We start from the raw sequence: 18923 nt of genomic DNA, 5'->3' as shown, positions 1-18923 counted from the left end.
AAGTGCCGCACTGCATCATAACAGTCGTCACGGATGCAGGTGGACGAAGGCATATTCATCTGGAGGAACGTCGATTATGAAAAACGTCGAACGAATCACCTCGGTTAAAAGCGAATTGCTCGACATCTTTATGAGTATGGAAGTGGATGAGCATGCTCAACGCCAGCGCAGCGCAGCTCAACGCAGCTTAAGAGCGCGGCGGGGTATTGAGCTTCATCGTGAGTTTCAAAAACTATCGCGGGATATCGCCCCCTTGCCTGATGAAGATCGGCAAGAGAGCGAATTGCACTAATTGTAAGGCTGCCAAGAGATTAAGTGCGCAACGGTTATCTCTCCACAATCGCGCCGCCCTGCCGGTTAGCAGGGCCTTGGCAATAAGCTAAGCGTAAGCTTAGATTAGCCCTGTTACGAACACGGCAATAACGCCAGCGGGCGCTATATAGCGCGCGATGATGTTCCATACGCTCTTGCCGGTCGCTGAAAGACCCAGTTCATCTTCCACGCTGCTGCGCTCCAGGCACCAAGCGGTGAATAGAATCGCGCCCAGCCCCGTTAGCGGCAGCATTATTTTGCTGGTCAGCGTATCCAGCAGGTCAAACACGCCCAGTCCAAACAACACCGGTTCGCTCCACACATTGAATGACAGCAGCGCCGCAATACCCAGTAACCAAGCACCCACACCGGCCACAACGGTAGCCATGACACGGCTTAGCGGCGTGCGCTCTTCAATGAATTCCACTACGGGCTCAAGCAGTGAAATGGCCGACGTTAATGCCGCAAACGTCAGCAGCAAGAAGAACATCAACCCCAAAATCGTTCCGCCTCCCATGTTGCCAAAAGCCAGCGGCAGGGTGACAAAAATCAGTCCAGGGCCCGAAGCGACATCCAAGCTATTAGCAAAGACGATCGGGAAGATGGCTAAACCTGCTCCTAACGCGATGACGGTATCCATGATGATGACCGTGCGGGCGGTTTGCAGCAGATCGATCTCTTTGCCCAGATAAGAGCCGTAAGCCATCATGATGCCCATACCCAATGAGAGGGTGAAGAAGGCGTGGCCCAAGGCGGCTAGCACGGTTTCTGCTGAGAGCTTGCTCCAGTCCGGGTTGAACATATACGTCAATGCTTCGCCAAAGTAGCCGGTCGTCATGCCGTAACCGATCAGCACGACCAGCAGCAGTGCGAGGACTGGCATCAGAATGCGTACAGCGCCTTCAAGGCCTTTGGTAACGCCACGGGCGACAATCCCGATCACCAGCAGCATAAACACGGAGTGGCCCAGCAGCAGCAACCCAGGGTTACTCAACATGCCATTAAATAGCGCGCCGATGCCATCGGCACCTTGACCGCTAAAAGCACCACTCACCGAGTTGACGGTGTAGTAGAGCGACCAGCCGCCAATCACGCTGTAAAACGACAAAATCAAGAAGGCACCAACAATGCCGCTAATGCCCACGATGGCCCAGGCTTTGGGTTTTTTCGCCGTGCGTGCCAGCTCTGACATGGTGCTGGCGGGGTTCTTCTGGCCGCGCCGCCCCAATAGCCACTCAGAGACAAGAATGGGTAAGCCGATCAGCGCGATACAGAGCAAATACACAAATACGAAAGCAGCGCCGCCGCTTTCACCCACCATATACGGAAATTTCCAGATATTGCCTAGACCCACCGCTGAACCAGCGGCGGCCAGCACAAAGGTCATTCGCGATGACCACTGCGCATGCGCAAGCTTCGCCATACATCACCCATTAAGTCGATTGTTGTGTAAGTCACTGCGTGTTGAACACGCTAGTTTTCGGAAAATTGCGTCATTGCCAGCGTACTTTTCCGAAAGTAAGCGCAATTTATCTGATCAATCCCGAGCATGCCAGTTAGCTGACCTAAAAAGGTGTGTTAAAACAGCTGGCTTTGCTTCTCGCCAGCAAAGGGGCCAAGAGCGGGTAAGGGCGTCACTTCTCCTAGCGCGTTATAGAGGATACGAGCCATGTGGGGAGACTCGCGATTATCCGCAGTATGCACAAATAAGAAAGGGGTTTTCCCCTGATTTATCCACAGCTTTAGGCGCTCTTTCCAAGCGGTGAAGTAGCTGCTGTTAATCGTTTTGTCAATATGGCCAATGAATCGAATGACAGGAAAATTTGCCGTGGAAAGCACGTGTAGCGGGAGTTTCGGCTTTTCTTGCTGGGCATGGGCCAAGCCCATATGGCCATTTGACGGGGTTGAGAAGAGCGGGCGTACGTCAAGCATCACGCGATTGGCGGAATAAGTTATCAACAGGCGGTTAAGGGCTATTTCAGCGGCTCCCTTGTGGAAAAACTCTGGGTGGCGAACCTCTACCGCGCAAGGCAAATGGGCAGGCCAAGCGGCGAGCAGCGCTTCGAGCTGAGGAAGCTCTTGGGGGCCGAAATCCCGTGGTAGTTGCACCATGGTTGGCCCAAGGCGGTCGTGCAGCGGTTCTAGTGCTGCTAAAAATGCCCAAGCCTCCTCTAACCGCGTTAACCGTTGGTCGTGAGTGACGCTGGCAGGTAATTTAAAACAGAAGCGAAAGTGGGACGGTGCCTGACGCGCCCAGGCCGCAATGGTGTCCGGCTTTGGGGTACCGCTATAAAAGGTAGTGTTGCCCTCAACGCTGGAAAACACCGTCGCGTAATCGCTGAGCAGCTCAGTTTTGGCATGGCGGGGATAAAGGTTGCCCAGCCAATCTTGATTGGCCCACATAGGCAGGCCTAAATAAAGAGGAAGCGTCATGGATGCCTGCCTGCGTCAACAAGATCGAGCGCTAATCTAACAGGTTTGGGTGCCTTCCTGTTAAGGGCTGAGGGCGGCGTGTAAATGGCTTTTATTTATAGCAAGGCGCGGAAAAAGTGAAATTGTTAAAACGGCGATAGCGCTACTATGTAGGTGTCACCCTTTATGGGCCGGTATCGCCGTTTACAAACAGGACAGCCCGATGAGTTCAGCTTACGTTAGCAGTGATGAAATTCGCGACCAGTTTTCCCGCGCCATGTCGGCAATGTATCAGCAGGAGGTGCCGCAATACGGCACCTTGCTGTCGCTGGTGGAGGCGGTTAATCAAGAGGTACTCGCCACTAATCCTGCACTTAACAGTGAATTAAAGCAGAGCGATGAGCTGGCGCGTATCAACGTTGAACGCCACGGTGCTATTCGAGTGGGTAGCCCAGACGAACTTGCCATGCTGCGGCGCATGTTCGCCGTGATGGGTATGGAACCAGTCGGCTACTATGATTTAGCCGCGGCGGGCGTGCCGGTTCACTCCACTGCGTTTCGGCCAGTGGCGGATAGTGCGCTTAAGCGTAATCCTTTTCGTGTCTTTACGTCTTTGCTGCGCCTTGAGCTGATCGAAAAGGCGGAACTAAGAGAGCAGGCGAGTGAAATTTTAAAAGCCCGCGATATCTTCACTGCCAACGTCAAAATGCTGATCGAGCGTTTTGAACAGCAGGGAGGGCTAAGCGCCGACGATGCCAAGCAGTTTGTCCAGGAAGCGTTGAAAACCTTCCGCTGGCACGACAACGCCACGGTCGACTTGGCCACCTATGAGCGTTTGCATGCCGAACACCGTTTAATTGCCGATGTGGTCTGCTTCCGCGGCCCGCATATAAACCACCTAACGCCACGAACGCTGGATATTGATGAAGTACAGCGGCGCATGCCCCGTGTGGGCATTAACCCTAAAGCGACGATTGAAGGCCCGCCACGCCGGGACTGCCCAATCCTCCTCCGCCAAACCAGCTTCAAAGCCCTGGAGGAGACGATTGCTTTCGCTGACGCTGCTGAGGGAAAACACACCGCCCGCTTTGGCGAAATCGAACAGCGCGGCATCGCATTAACGCGCAAAGGGCGCGAGCTATATGACCGCCTGCTGGCAACTGCCAAAGAGAACTCGCCCACCGTAGCCAATAATGACGCCCATCAAGCACATTTATCCGAGGTGTTTAAAGCGTTTCCCGATGCCTATGAGTCGCTGCGTCGCGAAGGATTAGCGTTTTTCCACTATCAGGCGGTTCAAGGTGCAGCTGTAAAAGGGTCGATTTCAGTTGAGCAGGTGGATAGCTTGATCGAACAAGGTGTCCTCAGAGTTACCCCGATGATTTATGAAGACTTCTTACCCGTGAGCGCGGCCGGTATTTTTCAATCCAACCTGGGTGGAAGCAGTCATGATCATTACGCCAGCAGCGCAAGCCAGCAGGCGTTTGAGCAGGCCCTGGGGAGAGCTGTCATCGATGAAATCGAGCTGTATACCCAGCGCCAGGAAGCATCGCTTGAACAGGCGCTGGCGCAGTTGGCGGGCTAGCAGCTAATGGTGGTGCGGATAAGGCGTGCTTTTGACTGTAGCAGGGGTAAGTACTCTTTGAGCAGCGTGTCTAAATCGATACGTGCTGCGTTGGTACTGATATTAATAGCCCCTAACAGTTTGCCATTGGCATCAAACGCCGGTACTGCCAGCGAGCGCAAGCCTGGATCAAGCTCTTGGTCGGCAATGGCGTAGCCTTGCTGGCGAGCCTTGTGAATACACTTTTTTAGCTCGCTTTTAGAGGTGAAGGTTTTATCTGTATAGCGTTCTAGAGTTAGTCGTTCTAAATAAGCATCCAGCTCAGTTTCTGGAAGCTGAGCGAGTAGAACACGGCCCATTGATGTGTGTGCTGCGGGTAAGCGAGTACCTATCGATAGCGTAATCGCCATCAACCGATGACGGGCCGCTGAACGAGCAACATAAATGACTTCATCGCCATCCAGTACGCCTAAAGAGGATGACTCACCACACTCGTTGGTGATCTCCTCCAAATACTGCTGAATAGCGCTGCGGTAGTTATTGGCGGACAAAAACGAGTAACCCAGTTGCAGTACTCGCGGTGCTAGCTCAAAGTAGCGCTGCTTTTGCGTACATAGCCTAACGCGTGGAGCGTGAGCAGAAAGCGTCGGGCCTTGGCCCTGTTCATGCCAGTGCGCGCGGCCACTTCGCTAAGCGTCATACTTGGATGGCTTTCATCAAAGGCTAAAATTACTTCCAGACCGCTTGCCAGCGCTGTCACGAAGTCACGGTCATCGGGGGTTAACATTTCATCCAGAAGCTGCTCTTCCATCGGTGTCCACTCATCGGAATAGGCGTAAATTTAAAAGACCAATATAGCATATTGTTCGAATAGCGAACATATATGCGATACTTGCTATAGTAGGTTGAGAGCTTGAACCAATGTGCATAGGTCTTTAATCGTGACAACATCGTTTGGGAAGGGAGACTGAGCGGGATTCGCCGTTACACCAACAAAAAGTGTTCCATTTGAGCGTGCGGCGCGATAGTCATTATACGAATCGCCAATCATCACGGTGGCTTTTGCTGCTAGCTGGTGTCTGCTGATTAAGTTGCGTAAGCCCGTGGCTTTATCCGGGGGCGCGCCCACTACCTCTTTGAAGTAAAGCGCCAATTGACGCTGTTCCACAATGGCCTTGAGTTCCTGTTCAGGTGTGGCAGAGAGCAGATATAGCGACCGCAGGTGGTGCCAATCACTTAAAAATTCTAGTGCTCCAGGAATCGGCGGTGCGGCGAGCAAGCGCTCTTCGACACTATCCTTAAATTGCCGACAAAGCTCCTGAATACGCGCATCACTGGCTCGTTTGCCCAGGATGTGCTCTTCAATATGGCGAAACTTGACCTCTCTAGGCTGGCCGCCGCGACGGCTAAGGTAGGCCACGACGGCGCGGTACTGGGCTTCTGGCGCTTGACGATAAACATCGGCAAATGCCTGGCGCTTTAGGGTTGCTGAGTCGAGAACAACACCATCGAAGTCAAATACCAATGCATAAGAAGGGATCGTATTGTCATCACTCACGGAACTACTCCGCTGGCTCGGTTCCAAGCAAAAAACGACACTATACCTAGGCGATAAGTACCGTTATACGAACGTTAGCTACGTTTGAAGCGTGAATATAACCAACTTTTGAGGGGAGTATTGCCCAGTAAAACCAGCATGATCACCGAGGTCAGCACTAATGAAAGTGGATTGGTCACCAGTGCGAGCAGGAAGTGCGTACTGCTGTCACCGACCGATGACATGGCCTGTCGGTAAGACTCATCCAGCAGCGGGCCAAGAATGACGCCGAGAATAATCGGTCCCATCTGAAAGCCAAACATCTTCAACCAGTAGCCCAAAATGCCAAAGCCTAGCATCCAATAAACTTCTGTCATGCTGCTGTTAAGCGAGTAGGTGCCTACCACGCACAGCACCAATATCAGTGGGATCATAATGGCTTTAGGCACTTCAACAATCTTTGAAAAAACCTTAATACCGGTTAGCCCAAAGATAAGCAGGAAAATATTGGCCAATGCTAAATTGCCAACCGTAAACCAAAAGATATAGGGTGTTTCGATCATCAGCATCGGACCTGGATTCAGGCCATGAATGACTAGTGCACCGATAATAACGGCAGTGACCGCATCACCCGGCATGCCAAGGGTCAGCATAGGTACGTAAGCGCCACCCACTGCGGCGTTATTGGCGGTTTCAGGCGCTACAAGCCCTTCATACGCGCCTTCGCCAAAAGGCACTTCAGGGTTTTTAACGGTGCGCTTGGCATGATCATAGGCAAACAGTGACGCAATATCGCCACCAGTACCGGGGAGTGCGCCAACCACAACGCCGATAATAGACGTGCGTAAAGAGAGCGGTAAGAACTTGAGCACCATGTTGAGGGGCGGAATGATCTTATCGACGTTCTGTTTAACGGGCACTTTGGCCATATTATGTAGCTGGTAAAACGCTTCCGCGACACCAAACAGGCCAATCATAACCACCACGTAATGAATCCCGCCCAGCAGTTCCATACTGCCCATGGTGAGGCGTGGCTGGGCGGTTACCATGTCCATACCGACCAACCCAATGGTGGCACCCAGAGCGACAGAGAAAATACCGCGTGCAAGCGATTTACCCGATAGCGAGCTGACCAATAGCAAACCCATGATGGCGATTAAAAAGTAGTCGCGGGGGGCAAATTTAAGTGCAAGATCGGCAAGGTGCGGGGCCGTAGCAGCGAGTACCGCAACACCGATCAAGCCACCGATCACCGACATTACAGTACTCAGACCAATCGCCTTACCCGCTTCACCTTTTTGCGCTAACGGGTAGCCGTCAAAGGCGGTGGTGACGGCTGATGGGGCTCCAGGAATATTGAGTAGAATGGCCGTGCGCGAACCGCCGTAAACGCCGCCGACATAAATACCCACCATCAGCGCTAGCGCGTTATTAATGTCCCAAGAAAACGTAAATGAAATCAGAATAGAGACGGCCATTGTAACCGAGAGGCCGGGAATAGCGCCGATGTAAATACCGGCGATAACGCCAAGGGCAGTTAAGCCCAATAGACCTGGATCAAGCCAAGCCATGAGCAGATAGGAGAAGGTATCACTCATTGGATGCCTCGGGGTTCATAATCAAGGAAGATAGACACGAAACACTATCGTGAAAAGTACATAAATTACCGCAATGGCAAGTGAAGCAATCACTAAAGAACTAATGATTTTTCCTTGACGATAATAAATGAACATAGCGGCTAAAAAGATAAAGGTGCTTACATAGAAGCTTGTCCATACGATAGCTACTAAATAGAGCATCGATACTATCGAGAACACCACAATATGCGTTTTAAAATGCTCATGTAAAAACACTTTAAACTCTTGGCCTGCGCTACGGATTTGTGGGTCTCGTTGCTTGCGCCGATGGCTGAAAAGAATCGCTATTGAGGAGGCAAGCATTATCAAGGCGAGCCCGACAGGAAATGAGCCAGCGGAGTTCAGCTGCACTCCATTATCGATACGATAAGCCTCGTAGAGAACACCGACACTAAAGAGCAGAAGCAGCCAGTCAAATACCTTTTCTCCCGCCCGAACGCGCTCAATTTTTTTAGTCATACAGAGACTCCAAGGGGACAGGTGGTAGTCCTGTCCCCTAAGTCATAGGAAGATAACGTTAGGGGCGTGGAATGCCTAACTCTTCTGGAGATTTTTCGACCGCACCCGCTTCAAACATTGACCACGCGGTGACGGACTGCCAGTTATCCAAGTATTGCTGCGCTTCTTCGCCGTTAAGGTTGAGTGATTCGCCACCAAAATTAGTTAAGAACTCTTGGAAACCATCACTGGCAACTGCTTGCTCGTATGCATCTTCCAGAGTGGCCTTTACGTCATCGGGTGTATCTTCACGCACAAAGACACCCCAGAACGGGCCCCAAGGTAAGAATGAATCAAGCTCTGGGATAGCATCGGTGATCGGTGGAACATCCGGCAGGTCTTCCAACTCTTCGCTACCCAGTACGGCAAGACCCTTCAGTCGGCCTGCACGGATCTGTTCGGCTACCGCGGAAAGGCTTAGCGGCATAAAGTCGATATGTTCACCCAGCAGTGCCGTAACGCCAGGGCCATCTCCGCCGAAGGTCACTGTGCGAACATTAAGATCGTCGACAGAGTTGATCATTGCGTGAATTGTACTAGGCAAGCCACCGGCACCGGTACCACCCATTTTGAGTTCGTCGGGGTTCTCGTGGGCGTACTCAAGTAGCTCCGCGAATGTATCGAATGGGCTATTAGGGTGAGTGGCAATGACAACACGGCCTTGGCCGATAATATTGATAGGGTACATATCATCGTAGGTGAAATCGGCTAAGCCCATTAGTGGGTATAGCTGGGGATTCTCTGCACCAAACAGTAGGTTATAGCCGTCAGGGCGCTGGCGCATAACATGGTTCATGCCAATAACGCCAGTACCCCCTGGACGGTTGGTGAGAACAATAGTGGTATCCAGAACCTCTTCCACGTGGGGCGTCAGGCTGCGTACGACGTTGTCGGTGGCGCCCCCGGCTCCCCACTGGATGGTACCTTGAATGTTACGGTCAGGATAATCGGCGAGGACGCCCCCCGCGACTGCCAAAGAGCCGATAGCGATAGCCAACTGGGTGAAAAGTGGCTTAGTCATAATGCTTATCCTCCAACGAGTTATTATATTAGCTGCTGCCAAAGGCGACATTAGTTCGCCTTACGAACTTAAGTGCTTAAGGCGAACACTAGTGATCGCTATGGCGGCTGTCAATCAACAAACCTTCGTATAAGACCAAGGTTTAATATTGCATGATGGCCGTTACAAGGCAGTACTAAACATGTTGTTTTAGCAGGTGTTAATAGAGTGTTGGGCGCATTAGCCATTGTTTCTGATAACAATAAACCTCTATTACCTCTATATAGTAACGGTTTTTGATAGGTGTAGTGTTAGTCGTATAGGGAACAGGTTGCCACACCCCCCATCCTATCGTGCATAATGCGAACTAAAGAACGCTATGCGAACAATGGGCATCTATACTGAAACCCATTAGCTCAGCCATAGCGACATATAATAGTCGTGATGCTAGAGCTCATTCGCTTGAAAGCACTACCTGGGAGGATGCTATGCGCGCAATTGCCACTGTTTGTCTAAGCGGAGATCTGCGGACTAAGCTGGAAGCCATTTCCCGTGCCGGTTTTGATGGCGTAGAAATATTTGAAAATGATCTGCTCTCCTTCGATGGCTCGCCGCAAGAGGTTTGCGCGCTGTGTGAACGTCTGGGGCTTACTATCGTCGCGTTTCAACCGTTTCGCGATTTTGAGGCGATGCCAGAGCCACAGCGCAGCCGCAATCTAAAGCGCGCCGAACGTAAGTTCGAACTAATGGAGCAGCTCGGCACGGATTTTCTATTGGTGTGTAGCAACGTTTCGCCGCAGGCAGTAGACGATATGGATCGCGTAGTGGCCGATTTGCGTGAGCTTGCTGAACTGGCAGCAAAGCGTAATATTCGGGTGGGGTTTGAAGCGTTGGCCTGGGGGCGCCACATCTCGGACTACCGCGATGCGTGGGAAGCCGTGCGCCGCGTTGATCACCCTAATTTGGGCATAGTGCTAGATAGCTTTCATATTTTATCGCGTGGGCATGACCTCTCTACCATCGGCAAAATCCCTAAACAAAAAATCTTCTTCGTCCAGGTGGCAGATGCACCGCTACTGGATATGGATGTGCTTCAGTGGAGCCGTCACTTCCGCTGCTTCCCTGGGCAAGGTCGCCTACCGCTGAAAGCCTTTATGGCTGAACTCGCCAAAACCGGTTACGACGGCCCGCTGTCGCTGGAAATTTTTAGCGACGCCTTCCGCGCCGCGCCAACTGAAATCACCGCCCTGGATGGTCTTCGCTCGCTCATTCTGCTCGAAAATCTTATTGAGGATGGCCCCTGGGCAAGCCCTATTCCCCCGGCGCCCAGCTACAACGGCATCCATTTTATTGAGTTTACCCTCGACGAAGAGAGCGCCGCGCCGCTCGGCGAATTTATTGATGCACTGGGCTTTCGTCATGTAGGCCGCCATCGCTCCAAAAATGTCGAGCTCTGGAAACAGGGTGAGATTCATCTGGTGCTCAATTTTGAAACGGACAGCTTTGCCCATACTTTCCGGCTGCTTCACGGCACCTCGGTGTGTGCGGTGGGTTTCCGTGTTAATGATGTTGAACGCGGGCTTGCCCGTGCAAAAGCGTTCAAAGCACAGACATTCCGTGGCCAGGTGGGCGAAGGCGAGATGGAAATCTCAGCGCTTCGGGGTATAGAAGGCAGCCTTGTTTACCTGGTGGATGATCAAGCGGCTGAGGACTTGCAGTGGCGAACCGATTTTGAACTGTTTGACCAAGAAAGCCGCAATGAGGCCGGACTCACCCGGGTTGATCATCTCTCTTACGTACTCCCCGCTACGCAGCTACTCAGTTGGCAACTTTTTCACCGCACCGTATTTGGGTTTAATGCGGCTACAGAGAACGAGATTATCGACCCTCGGGGTATGATGATCAGCCAAGCGGTTATCAGTCCTGAGCAGAGTATTCGTATCCCGTTGACGGTTTCGCAGGCCCAGGATACCCAGCCAGGGCGTTTTCTGAGCGAGTTTCGCGGTGGCGTGCAGCAGATCGCCTTTGAAAGCCACGATATCTTCGCCACGGTGGATGAGTTCCAAGTGCGCGGCTTGCCGCTGCTGAAAATTCCGCAGAATTACTACGACGATCTTGAAGCACGCTACGGGCTGGAAGATGAGCTGTTAGAGGCGATGCGTAAGCGCAATATTCTGTTTGATCGCAACGATGAGGGTGACTTCTTCCACGCCTATACCGAAACGTTCTCGGGCCGATTCTTTTTCGAAATCGTTGAGCGGCGTGGAGCCTATCAGCAGTTTGGTGCCGCCAACGCGGGCATCCGCCTGGCCGCTCAAGCCGCCCAGCGCTAATGAGACAAAACGAAAACAACGCGGCGGTGCAAAGTGGCACTGCGCGGGAGGATAACAATGAAACTTGGCTTGATCGGTAAAGCGATTATGAACTCCAGCTCGCCGGACTTGCATGTTCGGCTGGGGCAGCTCACCGGCATACCTACTACTTACGATCTGTTTGATGCCAACGAGCAACCGATTGAGTCACTGGCAAAACAGGTAGATAAAGTCATCGCCGCAGGCTATCGCGGGGTTAATGTGACGTTTCCCTGGAAAGAGACCGCCGCTGGGCTGGCCACCCGTCCCTCCGTTGGCGCCAAAATGGTGGGCGCTGCCAATACACTGGTGTTTGAAAACGGCGAAATCATCGCGGAGAACACCGACTTTACCGGCTTTATGAGTGGCTTTCGTGCCACCTTAGGTGAGCGCAAACCGGGCCGCGTACTGTTGATGGGCACCGGCGGCGTCGGCAAAGCCGTTGCCTTTGGTCTAGGGCAGCTGGGCGCAAATGAGGTCGTACTGATGGATTTGGATGACGCCAAGTCGCGCCAGCTGGCCAAGGAGCTACAGCAACAAGGTTTCACCGCTTCGTCCATTACCGCCGCGCAGTTGGCTGCTACCGTGCCCCACTGCGATGGGCTAGTAAACTGTACACCGATTGGGCATGAAAAAAGCCCCGGCTGCCCGCTGCCTGCGGAGCTGGTGCAGGCGCACCACTGGGTTTTTGATGCTGTGTACGTCCCCGCTGTCACTGAGTTTATTTCCGCGGCAAAGCACGCGGGCGCTGCAGTGGTTAGCGGTGTCAGCCTGTTTGTGTATCAAGGCGTCGACGCCTTTAAGCTGTTCTGTGAAGATGAAGCTAAACGCGAGGTGGCTGACCAACAGTCAACCACGCTATTTGCCCACTACCGTCGAGAACTACTGAAGGAAACTGACGAATGAGCCAAGGTAAAGTGTTAGTGCTGCATGGGCCTAATTTGAATCTGCTCGGTGCCCGCCAGCCGGAAATTTATGGCTATGAGACCCTTGAAGACGTCAATAACGCGTTACGTGAAAAAGCCGTCATGGCTGACTGGGAGCTTAACTGCCTGCAGAGCAACCACGAAGGCGCGCTGATTGATGCTATTCATGCGGCAAGGCTTGATGGTACCCAGGCAATTATTATCAACCCAGCCGCCTATACCCACACCTCAGTAGCGATTCTCGATGCGCTTAACGCCTTTGAGGGCAAGGTGATCGAAGTACATATCTCTAACGTGCACAAGCGTGAAAGCTTTCGCCACCACTCCTATGTATCGCTACGTGCTGATGGCGTCATTGCCGGGCTGGGCACACAGGGTTATCAGGCTGCGCTGGAAGCGATTATGAAAGCTTGCCGTGTTGCCTAAAGACTATTGTCGCCGGGTGGCAAGATAAATGCCTGCGGCGATAATTAATAGCGCTCCCAAATAGGTTTCAATCAGGGGTATATCGCCAAACACCACGTAGCCCGAGGCTGAGGCCCATACAATCTGCACATAAAGGAATGGCGAGCAGAGGACGGTCAGCGGGTAAGGCCTTCACAACGCCGCCAACAGCTCACGTGCCTTGACCAATGCCCGTTGTGCGCGCTCAAGGGCTGAAGCGCCCTGTTGGCGCAGCCCCTCGGTAGGAATCTCCAAACTAATGGGAATATCACGCGGTAAGGCGTGTAATAAGCTGATTAATTCGATATCTCCATCGCCTGGGAAGCAGCGCTCCTGACGTGCCTGGCGCAAAATCTCGTCCATATCACTTGGAATGGGCCCCGCTACATCGCACAGCTGCACGTAGCGCAGCCACTCAGTCGGCACGCTGGCAAGCATCTCAAGGCGGCTTGCTGAGCGGTTGAAGTGAAATGCATCGACGAGCAAGCAGGCGTTATCGATCCCACGACCACGCACAGCTCCTACGACGCTGGCAGCTTGCTCCAGGTTTTTTATCCCCGTCCAGGGCATAAACTCAAGATGCGGATAGAGGCCCCGGGGTTTGGCTAACTCGCAAAGCTGAGCGAAGTTATCCTGGGTGCGTACAAGGTCTTCATCATTGCCTGCTACCAGCACCTCGCTGGCGCCCAGTTCAGCACCGATATCCAGGATATGGGCAAATTCTTCGACTACCTGGGTATCGGGCTTGAGGCGTAAGATTTCGACATCGAGCACCTTAATGCCGCTGTCGCGCAGCGCTTGCTGAGTGCGGCGTAGCAGAGCCGTATTGTGGGCGAGGGTGAAGTGGTGCTCTTCCGGAGTAGCGGGAATCAACCTAAGTCCCACCGCGTCGTAACCTGCTTTCGCGGCCACCGCAATCATCTCGGGTGGGGAGAGCTCCAGTACCGTCAATGCGGCAAGCGAAAAGCGGGGAGATGCGGCATCAGGCATTGGGTAACTCCTGGTTGGCAGCGTGCAGGCCCGCGATATAGCCAAAGGTCATTGCAGGCCCAAGGTTAATGCCACCAGCAGGGTAGAAGCCGCCCATGATGCTGGCCATATCACTACCCGCCGCATACAAGCCATCGATGGGCTGGTCGGCAGCGTTAAGCACCTGAGCGTGCGCATTGGTTTTAAGTCCGGCGAAGGTGCCGAAACTGCCAGGCAGTACTTTGACGGCATAAAATGGCCCCTGATCAAGCGGTGCGACACAGGGATTTGGCCTGTTGGCCGGGTCGCCGTTTTTACGATTATAAGGCGTGGAGCCGCGCCCAAAGGCAGGGTCGTCGCCTTGCCGGGCGTGGCGGTTGTAGTTATCAACCGTGTATTTAAGCGCTTGTGGGTCAATGCCGCACTCGGTTGCCAACGCTCCCAGCGTTTTACCGGTTTTCAGGTAGCCCTGTTTAATCCAATGCTTAAAAGGCACTGGGGCCGGGCGACTAATGCCTAAGCCGTAGCGGCGCTGAAAGCGATGAGTACAAACCAGCCATGAACAGACCTCTTCACCTGCAGGTACCGCTTTGACCATGGCATCCACGTAGTCGTAGTAGCCGCCTGCTTCGTTAACGAAGCGCTTGCCATTTTGCAGCACGCCAATCACGCCTGGCTTCGCGCGATCAATAATATGTGGAAAGTGGCCCACATGGCCGTCCCGATAGGGAACCAGCGAGACCGGTGCCCAGGCGACGGGGGAATAAAGCGAGGTGTCTACCACGCCGCCCACTGATTCACCTAAGCGCAAACCATCCCCGCTGGCGGAAGAGGGTGGCAGCGGCCAATGGTCTTCGCCCGTGGGCGTTTTGGGAAATAGCATCTTACGCCGCGATACATCCCAAGGAAAACCGCCCGCTGCTAAGACCACGCCTTTCTCTGCTCGAATGCTAATGTCGCCCTCAGGCGAGGCAACGACCACGCCAGTTACCTGATCACCTATCGTCAAGAGCTGCTTAGCGGGGGAGGACACCCACATTTCCACGCCTAGCTCCTGAGCGGATTTAGCAAGCCTTCCGGTAAGCGCCACGCCGTTAACGAGCTGCATTGCACGACCATAGCGGGCCAAGTCGTATAGGTGGCGGCTTACTCGCTTTGTAACATGTAAGAAAGCCTTCGGTGAACGCGCAACGTTTAAAAAAGCGGCTAAATCGGGCCCGGCTTGAATGGGCATACCGAGAAACGCTGTTTCAGGCATGGTTGTACGCATCTTTTTCAGCGTTTGGGTATCTAGTTCACGGCCATCAAACGGCGCAGCGATGACTGAACGGCCGCCCGTGCCTGCGCCGGGCGTATCACCGTGGATATCCGCGATAGCGTTGCCAGCGTCAAATTGGAGGGCTGTATTGTGGTGAAAGAACTCAACCATGGCCGGTGATGCAGCCAGGAAAGCATCAATTTTATCCGCATCAAAACGCTCCCCTAGCTCATGGCGCAGGTAGGTTCGCACCATTTCCACGTCTTCATTAATCCCAGCGGCAATTGCAAGCGGGTTACGGGGCGCCCACATCCAGCCACCCGACCAAGCGGTTGCCCCTCCTAAGCTATCAGATTTTTCAACGACAATGACCTTTAACTCTTGATGGGCGGCTGTGACGGCAGCAGCCAACCCCGCCGCACCCGACCCCACCACCACAAGGTCAACGTTAATAGAACGGTGCGTCATGATCTTTCCTAGTGGAATGTTTGAGATTGGAGAGATGCCATTATTTAGAACGGCGTTGCATTTAATGTAGGGGAGATGAGTTTTGTTTGCAATACGTACAAAAGTTCGTTAACTGGTGGGTGTTTTTTTGTTGACAAGCGTTCTTAATTAGTAAAATTAGATACCTGAATTCAGCTAATAAGCAGCAGCGACAGCGGTTGCCCAGATTGTTGTTTGAATTCAGGAGACGCCACCCAGTTAGGGGCAAAAATATAATTATTATTAATATTATTTGCGTGCCAATGGTTTTTTTTTACGCGAAATAGGTCTGCTCACACTTTATTAGCCTCATTGATACTAAAGTCGTGTTTTTTATTGCGTGAACAACGACGTAACCTCAGAGGCATGCTACGAATACGTGTACGGGATACGAACAAAAATTAGCAAATGCATAGGAAGATAAAAATGAAAAAAATTCTTAGCGCAGCATGCCTTGCCGCTTTAGGTAGCACCCTTGCAACGGGGCTCACTGTATCCACTGCCAGCGCCAACGAGTGGCCTACTGACGATATTCGTCTTGTCGTCCCTTACGCTCCTGGTGGCACCACGGATGTGCTCTCCCGCCGCGTCGCGGATCTTCTTCAGCAAGAGCTGGATGCTAACGTGGTTGTGGAAAACCGCCCTGGCGCGGGTTCTACGGTGGGCACTGGTCGTCTCGCCCGCGGTGGACGTGATGCTGAACACACGATTCTGATGGCATCGCCCGGCCACACTATCGGTGCAGCTATTTATCCCGATCTTAGCTACGATCCCGTCGAAGATTTTGTCTTCCTGCAAAACATGATCGATATCCCCAATGTCATGGTGGTGCCTGCCGATAGCCCTTATGAAAGTGTTATTGAGTTCGTTGAAGCCGCAAAGGAAGAGAACATGACCTTCAGCCACAGTGGCGTGGGCAGTTCCATCCATATGTCCGGTGAGCTATTCAAGACGTTGACTGAAACCAATATGACGGCAGTGCCTTTTGCTGGCAGCGGTGCGGCGCTTCCTGCGCTCTTAGGGGGCGATGTCGATGTCTCCTTTGAGAACATGCCAACCGTCCTGTCACATATTCGCTCGGGTGATTTGCGCGCTCTAGCGGTTACCTCTGCTGAGCGGTCAGAGTATTTGCCTGATGTACCCACGTTATCGGAAGTGGGCGAGTACAACCTCGACCAGTTCGTCACGACGGCATGGTTTGGCCTGGTGGCACACAGCTCTTTCCCTGAAGAAGCGCAAAGCGTTATGCAGGATGCCCTTGCTAAGGTGATGGAGCGTGAAGAGTTTTTGGACTTTGCTGATCAGCTGGGCGCCGAGCCGGGTCAGGTGTCTGGCGAAGAGTTCAAGCAGTTCATTGCCGATGAAGTAGAACGTTGGAAAGGCGTTGCACAGCAGGCCGGTATTAGCCAGTAATTAAGACGTCTTCCGTCAAACACAGAGGCGAGGGCCGCTACCCTCGCCTCTCTTGTGTCTCCAGGAGAAGGCCGCGATGACACCTTCGGGTTCCAAGCGCAGAGTAAAAATAAAAGATACCAGCGATCTTATCACCGGCATCGTATTGCTGGGGTTTGCCATCGTGTTGGTCTTTTATCTGGTACCCAACTATATAAACGAACCGCCGATCCTACAAAACCCAATGATGTCGCCGCGGTGGCTGCCGACGATTATCGGCTGGCTGATCCTGCTGTTTTCGGTTCTGCTTATTCTTCAGGCCTGCATTGTGGAACAGAGAGCCGAGGAGGATGAGCGGGCGATTGAGAAAGGCTCCACGCGGCGTTTCGTGCTAATGGTGTTGTCTCTGGTGATATATGTTGCCTTGTTTGAGGTGATAGGCGCCGTGTTCTGCGGTATTTTGGCAACGTTAGTACTTTTCGTAGCACACCCGGTTCGCACTTGGTGGGTATATAGCCTGGCATTTCTGTTTCCTATTATTGTGACGCTCTTATTTGTAGAAGTAATGAACGTGCCACTACCGATAATGCCGCTCGGTTTCTGATTCGCTACTTATTTTTCTAGGTGTCCTATGGAAAACTTTTCGGAAGTCGTTGGCATATTCTTTAGCCTGGATAACTTTCTGGCTATCGCCGTAGGTGTGGTGATTGGCGTAGTGGTGGGTTCCATCCCTGGTTTAACCGCCACCATGGCGGTGGCCTTGGCACTCCCGTTTACCTTCTCCATGCAGCCGGTTGCCGCTATCCTGCTGCTGGTAGGCATCTATAAGGGTGGGATGTACGGTGGCTCGATTACTGCCATTCTGATTAGAACCCCGGGCTCCCCCGCCTCGGCCTGTACGTTGTTAGACGGCTACCCGATGGCCCAGCAGGGGCATGCAAAAAAAGCGCTAAAGGCTGCGCTTTACTCATCGGTGATTGCCGATTTTATCTCCAACATAGCGTTGATCTTTTTTGCCGCCTACTTGGCCAAAATTGCGCTGAACTTCGGGGCACCCGAATTTTTCTGGCTGATCTGTTTTTCTCTCACCATTATCATCTCGCTAGCCAGCGGCTCTATGATCAAGGGCCTGATGGCAGCGCTGCTAGGCATTTTGTTATCCATGGTAGGGTTGGATGAGGTCTTCGGTTCCCAGCGGCTGACCTTCGACAGCTACAACCTGATGGACAGCATCTCCTTTATCCCCCTATTGATCGGCCTGTTTGCGATTCCAGAAATCATCGAGTTTTATCGTAAGAAAGCGATCCCGCATATTAAGGCGAAGGCGAGTGGTGCTGGTTTGGCTTTCTCTGAGCTCAAGCGTTGTATGAAAAGCATTGTGCGAGGTAGCTTAATTGGCGTGATTATTGGCGCTATCCCCGGCACCGGGGCGACGGCGGCAGCGTTCATCTCCTACAGCGATGCGCGTCGGCGCTCTCCCAGCAGAGCAAATTTCGGCAAGGGCGAGGTAGAAGGGGTGGCCGCGGCTGAGGCCGGTAACAATGGCGTTGCCGGGGCAACGCTAATTCCGCTGTTATCGCTCGGTATTCCAGGGGATGTCATTACCGCTATTATCCTGGGGGCTTTTATGGTGCACGGGTTAACCCCTGGCCCACTTATGTTCCAGGAAAACCTATCGCTGATCTATGCACTGTTTCTGGGGATTATGTGCAGCTCGGTCATCCTGCTGGTGGTGGGTAACGTTGCCATCAAGTACTTCTCGTTAATTGCTGATATCCCCAAGTCAATTCTCTTTCCTATCGTCTTGATGTTCTGTGTTTACGGCGCCTATGCGGTCAATAACGCCACGTTCGACGTGTGGCTGATGCTGGCTTTTGGGGTGTTGGGATATATCTTCAATCGTGTCGCCATACCGGCGGCGCCGTTTCTGATTGGCTTCATTCTGGGGCCGATGTTCGAAGACAACCTGCGCCGTTCTCTGCTTATCGGCTCCAACGACCTGTCGATCTTTGTGCGTGGGCCGATTACCTGGGCCTTCATCGCCCTGACGGTGGGATCTATCGGCCTGGCGGTTTATCGCTTTGCCGCATCGCGCCGTGGCGCGCGGGATAGCACTGACGAGTCACGCCAAAACTGA

The 18923-nt window shown here is 52.9% G+C and carries 16 protein-coding genes and 1 pseudogene; 8 read left to right on the top strand and 9 right to left on the bottom strand.

The window, feature by feature from the left end; all coding sequences use genetic code 11:
• The first annotated feature begins 76 nt into the window (after positions 1–76).
• Positions 77–292, top strand: coding sequence for a PA3496 family putative envelope integrity protein (locus OM794_RS22625; protein WP_226249098.1), 216 nt, complete (start codon positions 77–79; stop codon positions 290–292).
• A 99-nt stretch (positions 293–391) separates the two neighbouring features.
• On the opposite strand, the gene OM794_RS22620 is transcribed toward OM794_RS22625, so the two are convergent.
• Positions 392–1735, bottom strand: a complete 1344-nt coding sequence (locus tag OM794_RS22620) for a sodium-dependent transporter (RefSeq protein WP_226249099.1) — start codon at positions 1733–1735, stop codon at positions 392–394.
• A gap of 155 nt (positions 1736–1890) precedes the next feature.
• A complete protein-coding gene (locus tag OM794_RS22615; protein WP_226249100.1) occupies positions 1891–2745 on the bottom strand; it encodes a DUF72 domain-containing protein in 855 nt (284 codons plus the stop codon).
• Between the two features lie 202 nt (positions 2746–2947).
• Between OM794_RS22615 and OM794_RS22610 the strand changes: the two genes are divergently transcribed.
• The gene (locus tag OM794_RS22610) at positions 2948–4309 is read left to right on the top strand and encodes a VOC family protein (RefSeq protein WP_226249101.1); all 1362 of its coding nucleotides are present in this window, start codon (positions 2948–2950) and stop codon (positions 4307–4309) included.
• On the opposite strand, the pseudogene OM794_RS22605 reads toward OM794_RS22610, so the two are convergent.
• From OM794_RS22605 to OM794_RS22585, 5 genes and pseudogenes are all read right to left on the bottom strand, one after another.
• Positions 4306–5099 (bottom strand): annotated as a pseudogene (locus OM794_RS22605) (IclR family transcriptional regulator C-terminal domain-containing protein). The gene OM794_RS22610 and the pseudogene OM794_RS22605 sit on opposite strands and share 4 nt — an antisense overlap.
• A gap of 84 nt (positions 5100–5183) precedes the next feature.
• A complete protein-coding gene (locus tag OM794_RS22600; protein WP_226249105.1) occupies positions 5184–5846 on the bottom strand; it encodes an HAD family hydrolase in 663 nt (220 codons plus the stop codon).
• Positions 5847–5920: 74 nt separating this feature from the next.
• The gene (locus tag OM794_RS22595; RefSeq protein WP_226249106.1) at positions 5921–7423 is read right to left on the bottom strand and encodes a tripartite tricarboxylate transporter permease; all 1503 of its coding nucleotides are present in this window, start codon (positions 7421–7423) and stop codon (positions 5921–5923) included.
• Positions 7424–7444: 21 nt separating this feature from the next.
• On the bottom strand, positions 7445–7921 hold the full coding sequence (locus OM794_RS22590) for a tripartite tricarboxylate transporter TctB family protein (protein ID WP_226249107.1): 477 nt from the start codon (positions 7919–7921) through the stop codon (positions 7445–7447).
• Between the two features lie 58 nt (positions 7922–7979).
• Positions 7980–8981 carry a tripartite tricarboxylate transporter substrate binding protein gene (locus OM794_RS22585; RefSeq protein ID WP_226249108.1) on the bottom strand — a complete coding sequence of 334 codons (1002 nt, stop codon included), beginning with the start codon at positions 8979–8981 and terminating at the stop codon, positions 7980–7982.
• Positions 8982–9448: 467 nt separating this feature from the next.
• Here OM794_RS22585 and OM794_RS22580 point away from each other — a divergent pair, with 467 nt between their 5' ends.
• From OM794_RS22580 to aroQ, 3 genes are read left to right on the top strand one after another with little or no spacing between them, the layout of a single operon-like run.
• Positions 9449–11293: a bifunctional sugar phosphate isomerase/epimerase/4-hydroxyphenylpyruvate dioxygenase family protein gene (locus tag OM794_RS22580; protein WP_226249109.1), complete on the top strand. Its 1845-nt coding sequence runs from the start codon at positions 9449–9451 to the stop codon at positions 11291–11293.
• A 57-nt stretch (positions 11294–11350) separates the two neighbouring features.
• Complete coding sequence (locus OM794_RS22575) at positions 11351–12217, top strand: shikimate dehydrogenase family protein (protein WP_226249110.1); 867 nt, start codon at positions 11351–11353, stop codon at positions 12215–12217.
• Positions 12214–12663: a type II 3-dehydroquinate dehydratase gene (gene aroQ / locus OM794_RS22570; protein ID WP_226249111.1), complete on the top strand. Its 450-nt coding sequence runs from the start codon at positions 12214–12216 to the stop codon at positions 12661–12663. The genes OM794_RS22575 and aroQ overlap by 4 nt, the downstream gene beginning before the upstream one ends.
• Before the next feature lie 171 nt (positions 12664–12834).
• Here the strand turns inward: aroQ and OM794_RS22565 are convergent, their stop codons facing one another.
• Complete coding sequence (locus OM794_RS22565; RefSeq protein WP_226249113.1) at positions 12835–13671, bottom strand: sugar phosphate isomerase/epimerase family protein; 837 nt, start codon at positions 13669–13671, stop codon at positions 12835–12837.
• On the bottom strand, positions 13664–15376 hold the full coding sequence (locus OM794_RS22560; RefSeq protein WP_226249114.1) for an FAD-dependent oxidoreductase: 1713 nt from the start codon (positions 15374–15376) through the stop codon (positions 13664–13666). The genes OM794_RS22565 and OM794_RS22560 overlap by 8 nt, the downstream gene beginning before the upstream one ends.
• 444 nt (positions 15377–15820) lie before the next feature.
• Between OM794_RS22560 and OM794_RS22555 the strand changes: the two genes are divergently transcribed.
• From OM794_RS22555 to OM794_RS22545, 3 genes are all read left to right on the top strand, one after another.
• Positions 15821–16807 (top strand): Bug family tripartite tricarboxylate transporter substrate binding protein, encoded by a 987-nt coding sequence (locus OM794_RS22555; RefSeq protein ID WP_226249115.1) that lies wholly within the window; start codon positions 15821–15823, stop codon positions 16805–16807.
• A gap of 76 nt (positions 16808–16883) precedes the next feature.
• The gene (locus OM794_RS22550) at positions 16884–17390 is read left to right on the top strand and encodes a tripartite tricarboxylate transporter TctB family protein (protein ID WP_226249116.1); all 507 of its coding nucleotides are present in this window, start codon (positions 16884–16886) and stop codon (positions 17388–17390) included.
• A gap of 27 nt (positions 17391–17417) precedes the next feature.
• Positions 17418–18923, top strand: coding sequence for a tripartite tricarboxylate transporter permease (locus tag OM794_RS22545; protein WP_226249117.1), 1506 nt, complete (start codon positions 17418–17420; stop codon positions 18921–18923).

Origin of the sequence: Halomonas sp. BDJS001, assembly GCF_026104355.1 — a bacterium.
GTDB lineage: Bacteria > Pseudomonadota > Gammaproteobacteria > Pseudomonadales > Halomonadaceae > Vreelandella.
This window is presented reverse-complemented; position numbering and strand designations above follow the sequence as displayed.